Raw genomic sequence first — 16,402 nt, 5'->3', positions numbered from 1 at the left:
CCCCGCTCAGTCGTCGAGGTCGAAGTCGAAGTGGTCGTCACCGTCATCGGGGTCATCATCGGGGTCGTCGTCGTGCCCGGCCAGCCGGGGCGGGACGACGGCGGGCGGGGCACCGGCCTCACCCGGCCCGGTGACTGCGTGCCCCGCCGGTGCGACGACCGCCGGGCCGAGGTCGGGCGGCGCGGCGGCGGTGGCCGCGATCACGGCGAACGTGCCGGTGGCCGCCACCACGACGGCGGCGACCCCGGCCAGGACCAAGATTCGGACTCGCATACCACCCAGGTTGCCCGGCGCGGATGAGCCGCCGATGAGGGCTCGATGAGAACTTTCTCATCCGCGATCCTCGTGCGGATGCTCGGAGCCGAGCGTGTCTTAGGTACCGGCTGGGTTCTGGCTGCTGTTGTTCGTGGGTCCGGTCCGTGAAGGGCTCCTTGCCTACTCTGAAGGTAGTGAAGGAGGCCTTCACTACCTTCGTCTGACTTGCGTGAGGACGGTGGCTGCGCGGGTCAATCCGGTCGCGGCCCGGTGGCAGGCAACTCGACCTTCTCATCCCCCCAAGTACATGAAGGACCCCTTCACAGCGCTAGGCGCAAGGAAGGGGTCCTTCATGTACTTCAAGCAGGGCGACCAACGCGAGGCCTGGTCACTTGAACGCGGCCGCGTGCCGCGCCGCCCACTCGGCGAAGGTCCGCCCCGGTCGCCCCAGTACCCGCTCGACGTCGGGACTGACCCGCTGTTCGTCTTCCGTCGGCCTGCCGAGGATGGCGAGCGTGGCCTCCACGACCACCGGCGGCATGAACGCCGACATCGCGGCGCGCGCCTCGTCCTCGGTCAGTTCGGCGAACCGCAGCGGCTCGCCCAGCGCGTCGCCGAGGGCCGCCGCCTGCTGCCGGGGCGAGACCGGCTCGGGTCCGGTCAGCACGTAGGTCCGGCCGTGGTGACCGGATTCCCGCAGCGCGACGGCCGCGACGTCGGCGATGTCGGCCGGGTCGATCACCGGCAGCGCGACGTCACCGAACGGCGCGGCGACAACGCGATCGGCGCGGATCGCCGGTGCCCACTGGAACGCGTTCGACGCGAAGCCTCCCGGCCGTAGCACTGTCCACTCCGGACTCGACGTCTTGACCGCCTCTTCGAACGCCGGCGCGTGCCGTCCGCTCCCGACGCCTTGGGAGGACAGCAGCACGACGCGGGCTTCCCCCGCCGCCGCGACGACGTCCGCGACGTCACCGCCCGCCGCCATGAACTCCCCCGACGTCAGAAGGAAAACCCGGTCCGCGCCGTCGAAAACCTGCTTCAGGTCGCCGGGCACCGCGAGGTCGGCCCGCACCGTCCGCACGCCGTCCGGCACGTCCGCCGGGGAGATCCGCCGCGACACCGCCGTCACGTCTTCTCCCGCTGCGGCAAGGGTTTCCACCAGCCGCCGTCCGACGTTCCCGGTCGCTCCGGTCACCACGATCATGGTCGCTCCTCGGTTCGTGTCTCGTTGACACGGCCGAAGCTACCTTCCTGGAGATAGTAGGTACCTAGAGGAAAGTATTGGGAAAACCGGCCTTTCGTGAGCGCGATCACAACTTCGAAGGGGCGAGCGGCCGCTTAGGGTCGGGGCCATGCCCGATACCGCACTCGGACCGCTGCGCGTCCTCGACTTCTCGCGGGTGCTCGCCGGCCCGTTCGCCACCATGCTGCTGGCCGACCTCGGCGCGACGGTGGTCAAGGTCGAGCGGCCGGGCACCGGCGACGACACCCGCAGCTGGGGGCCGCCCTACGACGCGTCCGGCCAGGCGACGTACTTCCAGTCGGTGAACCGGAACAAAACGAGCGTGGCGCTGGACCTCGGCGATCCGGACGATCTCGCGAAGGCCCGCGCGCTCGCGCTCGAGGCCGACGTCGTGGTCGAGAACTTCCGGCCCGGCGTGATGGACCGCCTCGGCCTCGGCCCGGAAGCCCTGCGAGCGGCGAACCTCGGGCTGGTCTATTGCTCCGTCACGGGTTTCGGCTCCGGCGGCGGTGCCGCGCTGCCGGGCTACGACCTGCTCATCCAGGCCGTCGGCGGGCTGATGAGCGTCACCGGCGACCCCGCGGGCGAGCCGCAGAAGGTGGGCGTCGCACTCGTCGACGTGCTGGCCGGGCTGTTCGCGAGCGTCGGCATCCTCGCCGCCCTGCGCCACCGCGACCGGACAGGGCTGGGACAGCGCGTCGAGATCGACCTGCTGTCCAGTCTGCTCGCCGCGCTGGTCAACCAGGGCAGCGCGTACACCTCGGGCGGGAAGGTCCCGGCGCGGATGGGCAACCGGCATCCGAGTATCGCCCCGTACGAACTCGTCCCCTGCGCCGACCACGAACTCGCGCTCGCCGTCGGCAACGACCGGCAGTTCGCGGCGTTGTGCGAGGTCATCGGCCTGCCCGAGCTCGCGGGCCAGGCCGGATTCGCGACCAATCCGGCGCGGGTCGAGCACCGCGCCGAGCTCCGCGAGCTGCTCGAAGAGCGTTTCGGCCGTCGCCCGGCCGCGGAGTGGGCGGCGGATCTGAGCGCGGCCGGGGTACCCGCCGGGGAGGTCAACGACGTCGCGGGCGCGTTCGCCCTCGCGGAGCGGCTCGGCTTGAGCCCGACAGTCGACCTCCCCCGGCCCGACGGCACCTCGGTACGGCTGACCCGTAACCCGATCGGGTTGTCCGCGACGCCGCCGCGGTACGAGACCGCGCCCCCGGACGACCCCGGGCAGCTCACCCTTCCGTTGCCCGGCTGGAGCTGACGGACACCGTCAGCGGACTGTCAGCGCTCCGTCAACGCCGATGGCGAAGCTTTCGGCCATGACGAACAAGACAGTTCTCATCTCCGGCGCCAGTATCGCCGGACCGGCACTCGCCTTCTGGCTGTCCCGCCAGGGCTACGCGGTCACCGTCGTCGAGCGGTCGCCGGAACTCCGCACCGGCGGGCAGGCGGTCGACTTCAAGGGCGCCACCCACCGCACGGTGCTGGAGCGGATGGGCATCCTCGACGAGGTGTACCGGCGCCAGACCGGCGGGCAAGACCAGACCATCATCGACGCCACGGAACGGCCACTGGCGGTCATGCCCGGTGAGTTCACCGGCGGCGACGTCGAGATCCGGCGCGGTGACCTGGCCGAACTCCTTCACGAGCGGACCGCGCGGGACTGCGAGTACGTCTTCGGCGACTCCATCACCTCGCTGACCGAGACCGCCGACGGCGTCGATGTCACCTTCAAGCACGCCGCGCCGAGGCGGTTCGACCTCGTCTTCGGCGCGGACGGCATCCACTCCACCGTGCGGCGGCTGGCGTTCGGCCCGGAGGCCGACTACGTGAAGCACCTCGGCCACTACTACGCCCTGGTCGAGACCAGCGAGGCCGACGATTTCCGCGGCCCCGGCGGCACCTCGGTCATGTACAACGAGCCCGGCCGCCTGGCCGCCACCGGCGGGCCCAAGGCACCCGCGTTCTTCGTGTTCGCCTCCCCCGAACTCGGCTACGACCGGTACGACACCGAACAGCAGAAGGAGATCCTGGCCGCGGCGTACGCCGACGGTGGCTGGCGGCTGCCCGAGCTGATGGAGGCGGTGAAGCGTTCGGACGACGTCTACCTGGACTCGATCAGCCGCGTCACGATGGACACCTACTCCTCCGGACGCGTCGCGCTCATCGGCGATTCGGCTTACGGCAACACTTTGGGCGGTTTCGGCAGCGGGCTCGCCATCGTGGCCGCGTACGTCATCGCGGGGGAACTCGCCTCGGCGGACGGTGACCACGAGGTGGCGTTCCGGCGGTACGAGGAGAAGTTCCGCGGTTACGCCAAGATCGCCCGCAGCGCCAACGCGGGGCCGTTCCTCGCGCCGCCGACGAAACTGCGGATCAAGCTGCGCGACCAGATGTTCCGGCGGCCGCTCATGCTGCGCTGGATGCTGTGGGTGACCGACAAGTTCGCGACCGACATCACCCTCGACGACTACCCCGCGCTCGTCCGCGCACGCTGACCACCCGGCTTCGACATGCGCGGGCCGCCGGGGCGTGGTCGGCTGGTCCGGGTTTCCCGCGTGACGTTTCCGGGGAAGCCGTGTCTTACGGTCAGGGGTGAAGGGAGCTTCGGCATGGCGGCACTGCACAGGTGCGCTCGATGACGACTTCGGCGAGAAGTGACGCGCCCGCCGCGGGTGAGACGGTGCTGGACGACGCCACGCTGGTGGCGCGCGCCCGCGACGGCGAAATCCGCGCGTACGAGCAGCTCGTCCTGCGGTTCCAGGGGCCGATGTACCGGCTGGCGCTGCGGATGCTGGGGAACAAGGGGGATGCCGAGGACGTCGTCCAGGAGGTGTTCCTCATCGCCTGGCGGCGGCTCGACCAGCTGCAGGAGGACGCGGCGTTCGTCGGCTGGCTCTACCGGATGACGACCAACCGGTGCCTGAACGTGATCCGCGCCAGGAAGCCGGTGGCCGACGTCGAACTCGACCTGCGGGAGTCCGAGGGGTCGGCCGGGCGGCCGGACCGGGCCGCGGAGACCAGCGCGCAGATGACGGCGCTGACCGGAGCCTTGGACCAGCTGACCGCCGAGCAACGAGCCTGCTGGCTGTTGCGCGAGGTCCACGGCCGCTCCTACGAGGAGATCGCGAAGGCGATCGGGGCGACCACCACCGCGGTGCGGGGACGCATCGCGCGAGCACGAGCACAGTTGGCGGAGGTGATGGCGCCATGGCGATGAACCACGCGACTCAGGACTACTTGCTCCCGTGCGGCAGGGACGTCGAACAGGTCTGGGAACGACTCGACGAGGTCGACGCCGGCCGGGCGGACGCGCACGAACTCGACTGCCCGCACTGCCGGGCGACCCGCGAGAGCCTCCGGGTGCTGCGCGGGCTGACCAGGGAACTGGCCGACGACGACGCCGAGCCGTCGCCGGATCTCGCGGGCCGGATCATGTCCGCGGTCCGCGCCGAGGTCCGGCGACGTGATCTCGTGCCGCTGGCCAGCCCGGAGCCGGGGGAGGTGCAGGTGAGCGATCAGGCTGTCGCGGCGGTGCTGCGGTTCGCCGCGGACTCCGTCGACGGCGTCCGCGCGCGGCACTGCCGGGTCCGGCGCTCGCCGGAAGACACCGACGCGCTGGCCGTGGACGTGGAACTGAGCCTGGCGATCGCGCATGATTTCGACGGTGACTCGCTGGACGTGGTCCGCGAGCGGGTCACGGCGGCGGCGGGCGCCAGGGTGGGCCTCCGCCTGGCGCGGCTCGATCTGGTGGTGGAGGACATCTATGACGCGTGAGCAGGCACCGGCCGGGCAGCTGGTCGAAACGGTGATCTCCCCGCCGGTGATCGCGGCGGTCGCAGCGCATGCAGCGGCGAAGGTCCCCGGCGTGGTACGCCTGGAACCCGGGTTGCGCGGGCTGGCGGGTTCGGTGACCCGGATCGCGCGGCAGCGGATCAAGGGCCTCGAACCGGCGCCGACCGAAGGGGTCCGCGCGTTCTTGGAGCAGGATCCGCCGGGTGTTCGGGTGGAGATCGACGTCGCGCTCTCCGGGCTGGATCAGGCGGCCGCGACCGCGCAGGCGGTGCAGCGTGCCGTCAGCCGGGCGGTCACCGAGGCGACCGGACTCATCCCCACGGCCGTGTCAGTGACCATTTTGGACATCGAAATCCGTGGAGGACTGTTGTGACCGCACGTTCCGAACTGACCGCGTCGCTGCTCAGCACGCTCCGCGACGTACCGGGGCTGCGCGCGGCCACGCCGTCCACCACGGCCGCCGCCTCGGCGGTGCCGTGGGATCTCGACGTGATGGCCGTCGACATCTCCGAGCACGTCGTCGAGATCCGCGTCGTCGCGCTGGAGGTGCCGATCCCGCCGCTGACGGAGGTCGCCGGCGCCGCGTTGCGCGCCGTCCTGACCGGAACCCCTTGGGAGAACGCGAGCCTGCGACTCGTGGTGACCGATGTGGACGCCGCCGCGCTCGTGCCCTGACACCGTTTCCCTTGGCACAGCGACGATCGCGGTGGCCTCGCCCGAGGGCGCGGCCACCGCGATCGTGGTGTGGGGACCTAGTTCTTGTTGGTGCCCGGGGTCATCACCTTGTCGATGACGAAGACGGTGGCGTTCTTGGTGGGGATGTTGCCACACAGGATCTTCGCGCCGTTGACGGTCAGGTTGTCGCCCGAGCCCTCGATCTTGAGCGGGCCGCCCGCGGTGTTCAGGCTCTCCAGCGACTTGGCCGACTCCAGGCCCTTGGCGTCGTAACGCTTGCCGACGACGTGGTACTGCAGGATCGGGGCCAGCTCGGCAGGCTTGCCGGCCAGCTCGTTGAACTTCGCGTCACCGAGGGCGGCGAAGGCCGGGTCCGCCGGGGCGAACACGGTGATGGCCTGCTGGCTGTTGAGGGTGTCCACCAGGTCGGTGGCCTTGACCGCGGCGACCAGCTTGGTCAGCAGCGGGTTGGTCGAAGCTGCGCTGGCGACCGGCTGCGGGCCCATCGAGTCCAGCGAGCCGGGCGCACTGCCCTGGGGCAGCTGCGAACAGGCCGGGCCGAACACGTCCGCGTTGGTGGTGACGCCGTCACCCGAGGCCGCGCTGGACATCGGGGCGGACATCGAGCTCGAAGGCGCCGGTGCGCTGCTGGAGCTGCCCGACGAAGCGGTGTCGTTGCTGCTGCAGGCGGTCAGTGCCAGTGCGGCGACCGCGGTGAAACCGATTCCTGCGACGCGAAGCTTGCTCACGGAAAATCACTCCATTTGTTTCTCGGACTCTTACCGGGTATTCGGAACTACTGCGAAATCGGATTGCCACTCTTTCGGGTGACGCCGATCACCGTGCGGTGAAACTGATGACGTGCCAGCCCGTCGCGCCGTCCGGAACGGTTCCGGCGCGCGCGTCGGTCTGGGTGTAACCGGATTTGTCGACCGCGCGGACGGTCACCTGGTGACTGCCGGCCGGGGCGTCGAATTCGGTCCACCACATACGCCAGGTGTTGAGACCCACCTCGCGGGAAAGCGTTGCGGGCTGCCAATTCCCGTTCGCGCCGAGCCGGACTTCGACCCGCTCGACACCGGTGTGCTGCGCCCAGGCGACACCCGAAACCCGGACCTTGCCCGCGGGTACCGTTTCGAATCCTTTCGGACTGTCGATCCTGGACTGCGTTTTGATCGGGGCCTGTTCACCCCAGCCGCGGTCGAGCCAGTACGCGCGGCGCGCTTTCCAAGTGGTGATCTCCAGGTCCTTGACCCATTTCGTCGCCGAAACATAGCCATAGAGACCGGGGATGACCATTCGGGCGGGGAAACCGTGTTCGACCGGCAGCGGTTCCCCGTTCATCCCGATCGCCAGCATCGCGCCGCGTTCCGGGTCGAGCGCGGCCACGACCGGGCTGCCCGCGGTCCAGCCGTCGACGCTGGTGGAGAAGATCTGCTCGGCACCGGGCAGGACTTCGGCCTCCCGCAACAGATCCCCGAGGTCCACACCGATGAAGTTCGCCGTGGACACGTAGGTTCCGCCGACCTCGTTGGACACGCACGTCATCGTGATCGTGCGCTCGATCAGCGGACGGTTCCGGATGTCGTCGTAGGTGAACCGTTTTTCGTTGCGCACCATGCCGTGCAGCCGGAGGCTCCAGTCCTCGGCCCGGACCTGCGGCACCGACAACGCGGTGTCGACGCGGTAGAAGTCGCGGTTCGAGGTGAGGAACGTCGGCGTGCCCAGTTTGGCGAAATCCGCGTCGGCCGGGATCGGCGGGGCCGGCTCGGCCGGAACGAGCCGCCCGATGGCCGTCCGGGAAGACTCCGCGTCTCGCGTACCGGAGATCAGTTGCCCACCGGCGCCCGCCGCGCCCGCGGCGACCACCACACCGGCGCCGGCCAGCAGCACCGACCGGCGCGACGGAGCGTCCTCGGAAGTCTCCTCCGTGACGCGCGCCCTGGCCGTGGCCAGGCGGTGCAGCCAGAAGAAGACGCCGACTCCGGCGATCAGGCTGGCCAGCGGCGCGAGAAGAGCGACCGTGGAGAGGTCGGGCCGCTGCGACACGGCGAATCCGCCCAGCAACCCGAAGGCCGCGATCAGCACCATCCCCGGAACGGGTGACCGGCGTGAAGCGATCCCCGCCACCGCGGCGGCGAGCACCATCACCACGGCCATCCCGCCGAGCAGGACGAGCTTGTCGTAGACACCGAACGTCCGGACCGCGAAATCCTTCAGCTCCACCGGGGTCAGGTCGATCGCCCCGTTGCCGACCGCCAGATACGGCGAGGCGTTGGCGCTGATGAACCCGGCCACCAGATGTCCGGCCGCCAGTGCCGCGGCGAGGGCCACGACACCGATCAGCGCCGCCCCGAAGAAGGGGAGGCGTGGTTCCCGATCGGCCCGCGAAGTCTTCATGCCAGGTATTCGGTGCCGCCGGTCGTACGGACTGGTTTTCTTTTCACCGCAAGGAAAATCGCCGATTCACAGAGGGCCTCGCCCAGTATTCGTGGCGAAGGCGCCCGCGGACAGGTCACAAAAGGGACACGGTCGCGTGACGTCCACAGTGGACGCCTGGCGTTTCGGGTCGGAGCGGACGTCCCAAATCATCCACCGTCGACTCCGACACCCGCGCAACCGTCACCTCAGTGCAGGTCAGGTGAACACAGGTCCACCAGAACCCGAATTGCCACTCGCGACCAGCCGGTCCCGGTGGTCGCTGCTGTCGTCGATGTCGCGAAAGCCACTTTCGGGACGTCTAATGTCCTGAAAGTGGCTTTCGCGACATGGTCCGCTGGGTGGGCCGGCGGTGAGGTGCCGGTGCAGGTGGTCGTGACAGGCCCGGTCCGTGAAGGCCTCCTTGCCTACCCTGAAGGTAGGGAAGGAGGCCTTCACGGACCGCAGGGCGACCAGGAGGCCGCGCCGTGGCCAGTCGGGGTGGTCGCGAGGGGCGTCGAGGGTTAGAACGGCCCCGTATTCACCTACCTACGCCGGACCTGCTCGAGGACGACAGGTTGTCTCAAGGTCACGCCGGTCACGACACCCCGCGGCGACTGAGCCCACGCAGGCAACCGGCACGAGCTCCGCAGGCTCACCGGGACGGCATCCGGTCCGCTAGAACCCGAACCGCCACCAGCCGACCCCACCTTCCACACGCGTCCCCGACCACCCGCCCGAGTTGCCCTGCTCACCCCGGCTTGCATGGTCATACACTCCTATGCATATACTTCCATCATGTCCAAGGTACTCACCTCTCTGCCTGTCGGCGAACGCGTCGGGATCGCCTTCTCCGGCGGCCTCGACACCTCCGTAGCGGTCGCGTGGATGCGCGAGAAGGGTGCGGTGCCGTGCACCTACACCGCTGACATCGGCCAATACGACGAACCCGACATCGCGTCCGTCCCGGGCCGGGCGAAGGCCTACGGCGCCGAGATCGCGCGGGCCGTCGACTGCAAGGCCGCGCTGGTCGAGGAAGGGCTCGCGGCGCTGGCCTGCGGCGCCTTCCACATCCGCAACGGCGGCCGCACCTACTTCAACACGACCCCGCTCGGCCGCGCGGTCACCGGCACGCTGCTGGTGCGCGCGATGCTCGAGGACGACGTCCAGATCTGGGGCGACGGCTCCACCTTCAAGGGCAACGACATCGAGCGGTTCTACCGCTACGGCCTGCTCGCGAACCCGTCCCTGCGGATCTACAAGCCGTGGCTGGACGCCGCGTTCGTCAGCGAGCTCGGCGGCCGCAAGGAGATGTCCGAGTGGCTGCAGGGCCACGGGCTCCCCTACCGGGACAGCACCGAGAAGGCCTACTCGACGGACGCGAACATCTGGGGCGCGACGCACGAGGCCAAGTCGCTGGAGCACCTCGACACCGGCATCGAGATCGTCAACCCGATCATGGGCGTCCGGTTCTGGGATCCCGAGGTCGAGATCGCGGCGGAAGACGTCACGATCGGCTTCGAGCAAGGCCGTCCGGTGACGATCAACGGCAAGGAGTTCGCCACCGCGGTCGACCTGGTCCTGGAGGCCAACGCCATCGGCGGGCGCCACGGGCTCGGCATGTCCGACCAGATCGAGAACCGGATCATCGAGGCCAAGAGCCGCGGGATCTACGAGGCGCCGGGCATGGCGCTGCTGCACGCGGCGTACGAGCGGCTCGTCAACGCGATCCACAACGAGGACACCCTCGCCAGCTACCACAACGAAGGCCGCCGTCTCGGCAGGCTGATGTACGAAGGCCGCTGGCTGGACCCGCAGGCCATGATGCTGCGCGAGTCGCTGCAGCGCTGGGTCGGCGCGGCCGTCACCGGCGAGGTCACCCTGCGGCTGCGGCGCGGCGAGGACTACTCGATCCTCGACACCACCGGCCCGTTCTTCAGCTACCACCCGGACAAGCTGTCGATGGAGCGCACCGAGGACTCGGCGTTCGGCCCGGTGGACCGGATCGGCCAGCTCACCATGCGGAACCTCGACATCGCCGACTCGCGCGCCAAGCTCGAGCAGTACGCCGGGCTCGGCATGGTCGGCGGCGGGCATCCGACGCTGATCGGCGCCGCGCAGGCCGCGTCGACCGGGCTGATCGGCGCGATGGACGCGGGCGGCGCGCAGGTGATCGCCTCACGCGGCAAGGCTTCGGGCGACGACGAACTGCTCGACCACGCCGCGATCGAGTACGGAACGGACTGACCCGAACCAACGGGACGCGAAAGCGCCGGGCGCGCGGCATCGAAGCCATTCGTCCGGCGCTGTTCTTTCATCCGGTCAGGGACTGTGTCCCGAGGACGGTGAGCAGCGCGAGCCGCTCGGCGGCTTCGGAACCGGGTTCGGCCGTGTAGACCATGATGTGCAGGTCGCAGCCTTCGACGGTCAGGACGTCGCAGTCGAGTTCGACCGGGCCGACCGACGGATGGTCGATGACCTTGCGCGCGGACTCGTGCCGTCCGACGGCGCCCGAGTCCCACAATCGTGCGAACCGCGCACTCCCGCCGCGCAGCTCCGCGATCAGCCGGGTGAGCCGCTGATCGGCCGGGTAGCGGGCGGCCGCCGAGCGCAGATCCGCGACGAGGACCGCTTCGAAGGTCCGCAACGATTCCGGAGTGTGCCGGGCGCGCGTGCCCTCGCCGAGGAAGTGCCGCCAGACGGCGTTGCGCTCGAACCCCCGCGCCTGGGACGGATCACCCATCAGCGCGGCGTACGGCGGGTTCGCCGACAGGAGTGTCCAGGTGGCGTCGAACACCGCGACGGGTATCCCCGTCATCCGGTCGATCAGCCGTTGGACACCGGGCGTGAGGTACGCGGAGGCGACGTCCGGCCCCGGCACCGCCAGCCCGGCGAGACCGAACAGGTGGGCCCGTTCGGGCGCGGAGAGCCGAAGCGCCCTCGCCAGCGCCTCGACGACCTGATCGGACGGATGCGACGCGCGGCCTTGTTCCAGCCTGGTCACGTAGTCGACGGAAATCCCCGCCAGCAGGGCCAGTTCCTCGCGGCGCAGCCCGGCCGCGCGCCGCTGACCGCCTTCGGGCAGGCCGACGTCCGGCGGCGAGACACGATCGCGCCAGCGCCGCACCGCCCTTCCGAATTCCGTCGCCGCCATGTCCTCCAGTCTGCCCCGCTCCCCCGGGAACCGCCTGGTACCGCGAGTCCCAGGAAGATCGGTCGACTGGCTGTCCGGGTCCCGCCGGGACGACGCTGATCCCATGACCACGACACTGATCACCGGGGCCAACAAAGGCCTCGGCCGCGAGACCGCCCGCCGCCTCATCGCCGACGGCCACACCGTCTACCTGGGCAGCCGCGACGCCGAACGCGGCCGCCTCGCCGCCGGAGAACTGGGCGCACGCCTGATCCTGCTCGACGTCACCGACGACGCGTCCGTCGAAGCCGCCGCGAAGACCATCGAGGCCGAGGGAGGGCTGGACGTCCTGGTCAACAACGCGGGCGTGGAAAGCCGGCCCATGCTCGGTGCCGCCGACGTGACGGCGGACGAGCTGCGCACGACCTTCGAGACCAACGTCTTCGGCACCGCGCGGGTGACACACGCGTTCCTGCCGCTGCTGCGGCGCTCCGCCGCCCCCGTGGTGGTCAACGTCAGCAGCGGCCTCGCCTCCCTCACCGGGCTGACCATGACCGACTCGCCCGCGTACGCCTATCCGGGAGTGTCGTATCCGGCGTCGAAGGCGGCGGTCAACGTGCTCACCGTCCAGTACGCCAAGGCGTTCCCGGAGATGCGGATCAACGCCGTCGAGCCGGGCTACACCGCGACAGACCTCAATGGACGGTCGGGGCATCAGACCGTCGAGGAGGGCGCCGAGATCATCGTCCGGATGGCCTCGATCGGGCCGGACGGCCCGACCGGCGGCTACTTCGACGTCTCGGGGCCGCTCCCCTGGTGAGTGATCGGGCGTGATCTCCGCCCAATCACACGAGTTCGCCGTCTGATCACGCGAGTTCCCCGCCCGATCACGGGTGATCTCCATCCAGCCGCGTTTCGTGCGACAGGGCCTCGTCGAGCCGGGCCGGTCCCTCGCCGGAGTCGAGACGCAGGTCCTTGACGCAGCGGTCGCCCGCGAAGCCGTAGTGGTCCGGGTCGGGCAGTTTTCCAGGTCACTTGCCGCCGAGCTTCGACCGCCGCTCCGAGAGTTCGTCGACGAGCCGGGTGATCTCGACCTGCCCGATCGCCTCGGCCACCACGGAAACCGACGCGATGCTCTCGATCCGGTACTGGATCGGCACCCCGCCCGCGGCCCGCGACTGCGCCTCCGCGTCCGCCTTCTTCTCCGCTTCGACGGACGAGAAGACCCCGCCCGCCCCGCCGTTGACACAGCTGATCGAGCCCGAGCCGTTCAGCGGCAGGGTCGCGGTGTTCTGACAGCTGCCCGCCGAGCGGCCGCCGATGGTCACGTTCGCGGTCATCGTGGCGTTGACCTGGCCGGTGACCTTCCCGCCGCTGTTCGCCGAGGCGGAGTTGGACACGTTCGCGGTCACCGTGCAGCCCGAAGCGCTGCAGGCGACCGTGGCCGCGCCGTCCATGTCGAACCGCACGCCGGTGTCGACGGCGTTGGACAGCTTCTTGGTGTTCGACATGAGATCTTCGTAGACGGCGTCGGTCTCTTCCGGCGACAAAGCGTCCACATCGGACTCGCCGAGGCTCCCGCCCGAAGGCATCCGGGGCCGTGACTCCGTGTCGGGCATCGTCGGGAGCTTCGGGACGGACGGCATCCCGCCCGGCACGCTCACGGAGTAGCGGAGCAGCCGGTGCGGTGCCGCTTTCGAGACGTACAGGTCGCCGGCGGGCGTGCTCGCCTTGATCGCCGGGACGTCGCGGACGGTCTCGTTCTGGTCGCCCGGAATCGCCTTCGCCTTCTCCAGCGCCTCGCGCAGGCGGGCGGCGAGCTTCTCCGGGGCCTCGAACTGTTGCAGGACAGGGCCGAACAACGCGTCCTCGCCGGTGATCCACCGGTCCTTGAGATCCTCGGCCGCCGACGAGTCCGCACGCGACCCGGGCAGCAGGCCGTCGGGCGCCTTGAAGTAGACCTTGCCGCCGACGACCAGGATCTCGATCTCCCGGCCCTGGAAGGACATCGTGCCGGACGTCTCGCCGAACGCGGTGGTCTTGACGTCCGTCTTGATCATCCCGCCGACCGCGGAGGTGCTGTGCCGGACAGACGGCGCCGAGGAAAGCGCGGCGAGCGCCTGTTCGAAGGGCTCGCGACCCGCTTTCGAGGGCCACAGCAGCCACGTCGTCAGTCCGGCGAGGAGTACCAGCACGAGCCCGGCGATCCCGCCGAACAGCAGCCACCGCCGGGGTTTCCTGGCGGGCGGCGCGGGGGCCGGTTGGGGAACCCAGCCCTGCGGCGGCGGCCACTGCGCGCCTTCGGGTGGGAATGAGTGCTCCACGTCGCCTCCATCGCTGAATTCACCAGACGAACTCACGCTAAAGAGGGAGGATGAAAACTTGATGAAACGCGATCAGGTGAACCGGTAGGGCGCGGGAGCCGGGGCGCTCAGCGCGTACCGGACGGCCTCGGCGCGGGAATGGAAGCCTGCCTTGGCGAACAGATTGTTGATGTGGGTCTTGACGGTGGCCTCGCTGATCACCAGCCGCGCGGCGATCTCCGGATTGCGCAGGCCTTCGCCGATCAGCCCGAGGATCTCCTTCTCCCTCGAGGTGAACCCGAACCGGTCGCCCTCGTCGGCCGCGCGAGCACGGCGTGACGCGAGGGTGAGCAGCCGTCGCTGGACCTCCGGGGCGAGCACGACCTGCCCTTCCGCGGCGGTGTGCACGGCCTGCTCGATCTTGGCGCGGTCGGCTTCCTTGGTCAGGTAGCCGCTCGCACCGGCTTCGAGCGCGGCGAGGATCGACTCGTCGTCGTCCAGGCTGGTCAGCACCACGACCTGGACCTCCGGCGCCGCGGCCTTGATGCGGCCGGTCGCTTCGACGCCGTTCAGCACCGGCATGTGGAGGTCCATCAGCACGACGTCCGGCGTGTGCCGGGAGACCACGGCGACGGCCTCCTCCCCGTTGGTGGCCGTCGCGACGACGGTGATGCCGTCGGCGATGTCGAGCATCACCGCGAGGGCTTCTCTCACGGACGCCTGATCGTCGACGACGACGAGCGAGACGGTCACCTCGGCACCTCCGGTCAGCGGCGGGTCATCCTGGCCTGCAAATCGTCGAGGAACGGAGACGTGGTGTGCGCCTTGCCGTCCTCGCCCTTCTTCCAGACGATACGGCTGTCGGTGCGCACCGCCCTGGCGAGCACCACGACACCCTCGACGAGCATGCCGGCGCCGATGGTCAGGATGACACTGTTGCCGCCGGAGGCCACCCCGGTGATCAGGCCCAGCAGCAGGTTCGCGCCGACCTTGGCGGCCACGTTCAGCGCCCACAGCGCGATCGTGAGCCAGGTGTAGCGCATGTGCGCGACGCCGTCTCGCTGGTAGATCCGGATGCTCACGCCGCGCAGGACTCCGAACAGGACACTCACCGCGAGGGTGCCCGCCAGGAACGCCACCGCGGTCGCGGATTTCACGCTGTCGTCCACATCGGACAGGCCGATCACGGTGAGGATCGCGGGCAGCAGCAGCATCCGCTTCGCCTCGGCGACGTCCCCGGCCAGCCGCCGGATCAGGATGTATCCGACGGCGGCGACGATCAGGACGATTTCGACTGGAGTGCTCATGACTCCGACGCTAAGGCGGTGAGCGCGAGCCGTCGTGCGGCGGCGGCCGTATCTTCGGGTGGAGAACCCTCTCCACCTTCAGGAGCATCGATGACCGGAAGCCCGACGGTACTCCGCCGCGAGTGGTTCGCCGACCAGCTCCTCCGGCCTGTCATGATCATGGCGGCGACCGTCGCGACCGGGGTCGGGATCTTCACCCAGGACGTCCATTTCCGGCCGTTGACGACGGGGCTCTTCTTCCTCGTCGCGCTCTTCGCCGTGGTCTCGTTCCTGCCGTGGGACCGGATTCCGCGGCGGGCGCAGACCCTGCTCGCGAGCGGATACGCGGTCTCGTCGGCCGTACTCCTTCCCTTGGCCCCGCACACCTTCGCGCCGATGTTCGCCTACCTCGCCGCCGTGGTCGCCGGGATCAAACTCGCCTCCCGCACCACGGCGATCGGGATCGCGATCCTCGACGCCGTCTGCTGTGCGGTGGCGGTCGCGGTGATCGGCGCGGTGACTCCGGCGGCGGACGGATGGCCGTGGTGGCTCGCGCTTTCGGTGGGTCTGCCGGTGCTGCTCGGCATCGCCCGCCGAGACCGGCGCGACGCGCTCTTCAACGCCGAACGCGCCGCCTCCGAAGCCCGGCGGGCCGCCGCGTCCGAGTCGCGCGAGGCCGCCCTGCTGGAGCGGACGCGGATCGCGCGGGAACTGCACGACGTCCTCGGCCACTCGCTGACCGGGATCGCCTTGCAACTGGACATGGCCGACGCCCTCGGCACGAAGGGCAGGGACGCGGAGGCCGGCGACGCCGTGCGCCGCGCGCGATCACTGGCTGTCGACGGTATCGGGCGGATGCGGCAGGCGGTGCACGAATTGCGCGAGGACGCCTTGCCGCTGGAGAAGACCTTGGCGGCGTTGTGCGCGGGAGAGGCGGTGCCGTTCGAGGTCGAGGGCTCCGCCGGGCCGCTCGGCGGCGGCGTCGCGCACACCCTGGTGCGCGCGGCGCAGGAAGCGCTGACGAACGCGGCCAAGTACGCCCCCGGAGCCGGACGTGCGATGGAACTCGTGTTCTCGCCGGAAACGGTCACGCTCGTCGTCACGAACGGCCCCGCCGGAGGACGCCCCGCGCCGGACACCGGTGGAGGGATGGGACTGGTCGGGATGCGGGAACGGGCCACCGCGCTGGGCGGGTCGGCGCGGGCGGGTCCGGCGCCGGACGGCGGCTGGACGGTCGAGGTCCGGCTGCCCCGAGCGGAGTGAGCCCTCGGCCGCGCCGGGCGGACGCGGCCGAGGA

The 16,402-nt window shown here is 70.0% G+C and carries 17 protein-coding genes; 9 read left to right on the top strand and 8 right to left on the bottom strand.

Features of this window, described 5'->3' with window-relative positions:
* Nucleotides 1–6: 6 nt before the first annotated feature.
* Nucleotides 7–273 (bottom strand): hypothetical protein, encoded by a 267-nt coding sequence (locus HDA45_RS32165; protein ID WP_184901691.1) that lies wholly within the window; start codon nucleotides 271–273, stop codon nucleotides 7–9.
* A 370-nt stretch (nucleotides 274–643) separates the two neighbouring features.
* Entirely contained in the window at nucleotides 644–1,462 is an 819-nt protein-coding gene (locus HDA45_RS32160) for an NAD(P)H-binding protein (protein WP_184901689.1), read from the bottom strand.
* Between the two features lie 148 nt (nucleotides 1,463–1,610).
* On the opposite strand from HDA45_RS32160, the gene HDA45_RS32155 reads away from it, so the two are divergent.
* From HDA45_RS32155 to HDA45_RS32130, 6 genes are all read left to right on the top strand, one after another.
* Nucleotides 1,611–2,756, top strand: coding sequence for a CaiB/BaiF CoA transferase family protein (locus tag HDA45_RS32155; RefSeq protein ID WP_184901687.1), 1,146 nt, complete (start codon nucleotides 1,611–1,613; stop codon nucleotides 2,754–2,756).
* A 58-nt stretch (nucleotides 2,757–2,814) separates the two neighbouring features.
* Nucleotides 2,815–3,993 (top strand): FAD-dependent monooxygenase, encoded by a 1,179-nt coding sequence (locus HDA45_RS32150; protein ID WP_184901685.1) that lies wholly within the window; start codon nucleotides 2,815–2,817, stop codon nucleotides 3,991–3,993.
* Between the two features lie 140 nt (nucleotides 3,994–4,133).
* Nucleotides 4,134–4,715 (top strand): RNA polymerase sigma factor, encoded by a 582-nt coding sequence (locus HDA45_RS32145; protein ID WP_184901683.1) that lies wholly within the window; start codon nucleotides 4,134–4,136, stop codon nucleotides 4,713–4,715.
* Entirely contained in the window at nucleotides 4,706–5,272 is a 567-nt protein-coding gene (locus HDA45_RS32140; RefSeq protein WP_184901681.1) for an Asp23/Gls24 family envelope stress response protein, read from the top strand. Before HDA45_RS32145 ends, HDA45_RS32140 begins: the two co-directional genes overlap by 10 nt.
* Nucleotides 5,262–5,663 (top strand): Asp23/Gls24 family envelope stress response protein, encoded by a 402-nt coding sequence (locus tag HDA45_RS32135; RefSeq protein WP_184901679.1) that lies wholly within the window; start codon nucleotides 5,262–5,264, stop codon nucleotides 5,661–5,663. The genes HDA45_RS32140 and HDA45_RS32135 overlap by 11 nt, the downstream gene beginning before the upstream one ends.
* Nucleotides 5,660–5,965, top strand: a complete 306-nt coding sequence (locus HDA45_RS32130; protein WP_184901677.1) for a hypothetical protein — start codon at nucleotides 5,660–5,662, stop codon at nucleotides 5,963–5,965. The genes HDA45_RS32135 and HDA45_RS32130 overlap by 4 nt, the downstream gene beginning before the upstream one ends.
* Before the next feature lie 77 nt (nucleotides 5,966–6,042).
* Here the strand turns inward: HDA45_RS32130 and HDA45_RS32125 are convergent, their stop codons facing one another.
* Nucleotides 6,043–6,714 carry a fasciclin domain-containing protein gene (locus HDA45_RS32125; RefSeq protein WP_184901675.1) on the bottom strand — a complete coding sequence of 224 codons (672 nt, stop codon included), beginning with the start codon at nucleotides 6,712–6,714 and terminating at the stop codon, nucleotides 6,043–6,045.
* An 88-nt stretch (nucleotides 6,715–6,802) separates the two neighbouring features.
* Nucleotides 6,803–8,365 carry a molybdopterin-dependent oxidoreductase gene (locus HDA45_RS32120; protein ID WP_184901673.1) on the bottom strand — a complete coding sequence of 521 codons (1,563 nt, stop codon included), beginning with the start codon at nucleotides 8,363–8,365 and terminating at the stop codon, nucleotides 6,803–6,805.
* Between the two features lie 816 nt (nucleotides 8,366–9,181).
* Between HDA45_RS32120 and argG the strand changes: the two genes are divergently transcribed.
* The gene (gene argG, locus HDA45_RS32115; RefSeq protein WP_184901671.1) at nucleotides 9,182–10,630 is read left to right on the top strand and encodes an argininosuccinate synthase; all 1,449 of its coding nucleotides are present in this window, start codon (nucleotides 9,182–9,184) and stop codon (nucleotides 10,628–10,630) included.
* Nucleotides 10,631–10,697: 67 nt separating this feature from the next.
* Here argG and HDA45_RS32110 read toward each other — a convergent pair whose 3' ends face one another.
* Nucleotides 10,698–11,537, bottom strand: coding sequence for a helix-turn-helix transcriptional regulator (locus HDA45_RS32110; protein ID WP_184901669.1), 840 nt, complete (start codon nucleotides 11,535–11,537; stop codon nucleotides 10,698–10,700).
* Nucleotides 11,538–11,640: 103 nt separating this feature from the next.
* Between HDA45_RS32110 and HDA45_RS32105 the strand changes: the two genes are divergently transcribed.
* Entirely contained in the window at nucleotides 11,641–12,336 is a 696-nt protein-coding gene (locus HDA45_RS32105; RefSeq protein ID WP_184901667.1) for an SDR family oxidoreductase, read from the top strand.
* Between the two features lie 211 nt (nucleotides 12,337–12,547).
* Here HDA45_RS32105 and HDA45_RS32100 read toward each other — a convergent pair whose 3' ends face one another.
* From HDA45_RS32100 to HDA45_RS32090, 3 genes are all read right to left on the bottom strand, one after another.
* Nucleotides 12,548–13,840 (bottom strand): SON protein, encoded by a 1,293-nt coding sequence (locus tag HDA45_RS32100; RefSeq protein WP_246480856.1) that lies wholly within the window; start codon nucleotides 13,838–13,840, stop codon nucleotides 12,548–12,550.
* 72 nt (nucleotides 13,841–13,912) lie between these two features.
* Nucleotides 13,913–14,572, bottom strand: coding sequence for a response regulator (locus HDA45_RS32095; protein WP_184901663.1), 660 nt, complete (start codon nucleotides 14,570–14,572; stop codon nucleotides 13,913–13,915).
* A gap of 14 nt (nucleotides 14,573–14,586) precedes the next feature.
* A complete protein-coding gene (locus tag HDA45_RS32090) occupies nucleotides 14,587–15,126 on the bottom strand; it encodes a DUF1453 domain-containing protein (RefSeq protein ID WP_184901661.1) in 540 nt (179 codons plus the stop codon).
* Between the two features lie 90 nt (nucleotides 15,127–15,216).
* Here HDA45_RS32090 and HDA45_RS32085 point away from each other — a divergent pair, with 90 nt between their 5' ends.
* Complete coding sequence (locus tag HDA45_RS32085; RefSeq protein ID WP_184901659.1) at nucleotides 15,217–16,368, top strand: sensor histidine kinase; 1,152 nt, start codon at nucleotides 15,217–15,219, stop codon at nucleotides 16,366–16,368.
* Nucleotides 16,369–16,402: the final 34 nt, after the last annotated feature.

The organism is Amycolatopsis umgeniensis (assembly GCF_014205155.1).
Taxonomy (GTDB): Bacteria; Actinomycetota; Actinomycetes; order Mycobacteriales; family Pseudonocardiaceae; genus Amycolatopsis; species Amycolatopsis umgeniensis.
This window is presented reverse-complemented; position numbering and strand designations above follow the sequence as displayed.

Coding starts and splice junctions, on each gene's coding strand:
- HDA45_RS32085 (WP_184901659.1), top strand. CDS start 15,217: ATGACCGGAAGCCCGACGGTACTCCGCCGCGAGTGGTTCGCCGACCAG.
- HDA45_RS32155 (WP_184901687.1), top strand. CDS start 1,611: ATGCCCGATACCGCACTCGGACCGCTGCGCGTCCTCGACTTCTCGCGG.
- HDA45_RS32090 (WP_184901661.1), bottom strand. CDS start 15,126: ATGAGCACTCCAGTCGAAATCGTCCTGATCGTCGCCGCCGTCGGATAC.
- HDA45_RS32120 (WP_184901673.1), bottom strand. CDS start 8,365: ATGAAGACTTCGCGGGCCGATCGGGAACCACGCCTCCCCTTCTTCGGG.
- HDA45_RS32165 (WP_184901691.1), bottom strand. CDS start 273: ATGCGAGTCCGAATCTTGGTCCTGGCCGGGGTCGCCGCCGTCGTGGTG.
- HDA45_RS32105 (WP_184901667.1), top strand. CDS start 11,641: ATGACCACGACACTGATCACCGGGGCCAACAAAGGCCTCGGCCGCGAG.
- HDA45_RS32145 (WP_184901683.1), top strand. CDS start 4,134: ATGACGACTTCGGCGAGAAGTGACGCGCCCGCCGCGGGTGAGACGGTG.
- HDA45_RS32160 (WP_184901689.1), bottom strand. CDS start 1,462: ATGATCGTGGTGACCGGAGCGACCGGGAACGTCGGACGGCGGCTGGTG.
- HDA45_RS32110 (WP_184901669.1), bottom strand. CDS start 11,537: ATGGCGGCGACGGAATTCGGAAGGGCGGTGCGGCGCTGGCGCGATCGT.
- argG (WP_184901671.1), top strand. CDS start 9,182: ATGTCCAAGGTACTCACCTCTCTGCCTGTCGGCGAACGCGTCGGGATC.
- HDA45_RS32140 (WP_184901681.1), top strand. CDS start 4,706: ATGGCGATGAACCACGCGACTCAGGACTACTTGCTCCCGTGCGGCAGG.
- HDA45_RS32135 (WP_184901679.1), top strand. CDS start 5,262: ATGACGCGTGAGCAGGCACCGGCCGGGCAGCTGGTCGAAACGGTGATC.
- HDA45_RS32150 (WP_184901685.1), top strand. CDS start 2,815: ATGACGAACAAGACAGTTCTCATCTCCGGCGCCAGTATCGCCGGACCG.